Below are 2344 nucleotides of genomic sequence, written 5' to 3' on the forward strand. Positions count from 1 at the left end.
GGACGGCTCACGCTGCCGGTCGGGGCGCTCACCGCCTGCCTCGGGGCCGCGTTGCTGCTGATCGTCGTGCGCCGCACGCCGAGCCGTTCGTTCTGACGTCGAATCGAGGACAGAGCATGACCGAGTCCGTGGGGATCCACGTCGAGGGGGTCCACTTCGGCTATCCCGGGCGACCCGTGCTGCGGGGCGTCGACCTGACCGTACGGCCGGGTGAACTGACCGCCCTCATCGGCCTGAACGGCTGCGGCAAGTCGACTTTGCTGCGACTGGCCGCCGGGCTGCTGCGACCGGACGAAGGGCGTGTCCGGCTCGGCGGGGACGACCTCGCCCGGCTGTCCCGGCGCGCCACGGCGCGGAGGGTGGCCCTGCTGCACCAGTCCGCACCGGCCGTTCCCGGCATGACCGTGCGTCACCTCGTCCGCCAGGGGCGGTACGCGGCGCGCGGACCGCTGGGCATGCTGCGCGAGGGCGACGATCCCGTCGTGCACCGGGCGCTGCGGGACGTCGGGGTGGCGGAGTGGGCCGACCGTGACGTCGACGCGCTGTCCGGAGGCGAGCGGCAGCGGGTGCGGCTCGCGATGGCCCTCGCCCAGGACACGCGCGTCCTGTTGCTCGACGAGCCGACCACCTACCTGGATCTGCACCACCAGCTCGATGTGCTGCAGACGGTGGTCCGCCTGCGCGAGGAACGCGGGCTCACCGTGGTGATGGTGCTGCACGACCTGGCTCACGCGGCGCGGTTCGCCGAACGCGTCGTCGCCCTGCGCGACGGCCGTGTGGTGGCCGACGGGGCGCCGGGGGAGGTGGTGACCCCGGGGCTGCTGGCGGACGTGCTGAAGGTGGCCGGACGGGTCGGCCGGGACCCCGAAGGAGGCTGGCCGGTGTGTTACCCAGATCACCCTCTCCCGGATCGACCAGAACTAGAATATGAAAATCAGATTCATTAGAGTTACCGTCACGACGCTCACCCGAACGTCGTAACTCCCGCTCTAACAAGGAGAGTTCATGGAGAACGAGCAGATCTTCACGCCGATCGCCGACCAGGGCCAGCTGGCCCACGCCTCGGCCTCCCACTCCAACGCGCTCGTCGAGAACCCCTTCGACGACAACGAGGAGTAAGCGAGGGCCCAGCCACCCTCGACCGTGGGCCCGCCCGTTGCCTTCCGGGCGGGTCCACGCCCGTCCCCACCCTTTCGTCAGGAGGATCGTCGTGTCCCGCAGCCGACTCGCCCCCGGTGTCGACGTCGTCGCCGTGCCCGGCCGAGGGCTCGCCGTCCGGACCCCTGAAGGGGAGTACCTCAGCGTCAGGACAGGGGGCGCCGACCAGGACCTGCTCCTCTCCCGGCTCACGGGCGGGACCACAGGCCCGGCGGACGACGAACTCGACCGTGTGGTGCGGGCGTTCGAGGGGGCCGGCTATCTGACGGAAAGCCCGCGGGAGGACGCGCGGTGGCCCGCCGAACGCCAGGACATCCGGATCCTCGGCGACCCGGTACTGACCGAACCGCTCGCGGCGCACCTGGCCGCCCTGGGCGCCCGGCCCCGCGTGACGGACACCGCCCCCGGCGCATCACCGGTGGCCGTCGAGGACCTGCTCGACAAAGACCCCGCCGCGGTCGTGTGGTGCCTCGACGGACCCGTGCCGGACGGGTGGTGGGACGCCGCCGACACCCTGCCCGGCCACGGCGTCGCGTGGCTGCGCTGCCACCGCGAGGGCTGGCAGGCGTACGTCGAGCCGGTGGCCGCCGCTTCCGGAGACGTCACCTCGGCGCACGTCCGGTCCCGCCGGCTCGCCGCCACCCCCGCCCACCGCGAACTGGCCGCGTACTGGAGCGGACCGCGTACCTCCGGCGCGCCGGTCCGGCTCACCCCGCCCGCCGCCGCGCTGCTCGCCGCCCTGCTCGCGGACGATCTCCACCGGTGGGCCACCGGCGCACCCGGCACCGCCGGCCTCCCGGCCCGGCGCCGGCTCCGCCGCGTGGACCTGCGCACGCTGGCCGTCACCGAGCACCCTGTCCTCCCGGTGCCCGCCGTCGCCCCGATGCCGAAGAGGGACGGATGACCGCGTTCGACGCGGCGGTGGAGGAACTGGCCACCGACGTGGTCCTCCCGGTCGGCGACGGCCCCTTCCCGGCCGTCCTGGTGCGCACTCCCTACCACCGCACCCGGCACCGGGCCGAGGCGCGCGGCTGGGCCCGCAGGGGATTCGCCGCCGTGGTCCAGGACGTGCGCGGCCGGTTCGCCTCGCCGGGGGAGTGGCACCCCTACGCGAACGAGGCGGCCGACGGCGCGGCGGCCGTCCGCTGGATCCGGCGGCAGCCGTGGAGCGACGGCCGGCTGGTGG

At 74.0% G+C, this 2344-nt stretch carries 4 protein-coding genes; all 4 read left to right on the forward strand.

The features are described from left to right. Positions 1 to 116: 116 nt before the first annotated feature. The gene (locus N4P33_RS34720) at positions 117 to 947 is read left to right on the forward strand and encodes an ABC transporter ATP-binding protein (protein WP_260830895.1); all 831 of its coding nucleotides are present in this window, start codon (positions 117 to 119) and stop codon (positions 945 to 947) included. Positions 948 to 1005: 58 nt separating this feature from the next. Then, positions 1006 to 1119 (forward strand): streptamidine family RiPP, encoded by a 114-nt coding sequence (gene amiA / locus N4P33_RS34725; RefSeq protein WP_240499128.1) that lies wholly within the window; start codon positions 1006 to 1008, stop codon positions 1117 to 1119. Between the two features lie 91 nt (positions 1120 to 1210). Then, positions 1211 to 2062: a hypothetical protein gene (locus N4P33_RS34730; RefSeq protein WP_260830896.1), complete on the forward strand. Its 852-nt coding sequence runs from the start codon at positions 1211 to 1213 to the stop codon at positions 2060 to 2062. After that, positions 2059 to 2344: CocE/NonD family hydrolase (locus N4P33_RS34735; RefSeq protein ID WP_260830897.1), on the forward strand; the 286-nt coding region annotated here is incomplete at its 3' end. The genes N4P33_RS34730 and N4P33_RS34735, both read left to right, overlap by 4 nt.

Origin of the sequence: Streptomyces sp. 15-116A (assembly GCF_025290915.1) — a bacterium.
GTDB lineage: Bacteria > Actinomycetota > Actinomycetes > Streptomycetales > Streptomycetaceae > Streptomyces.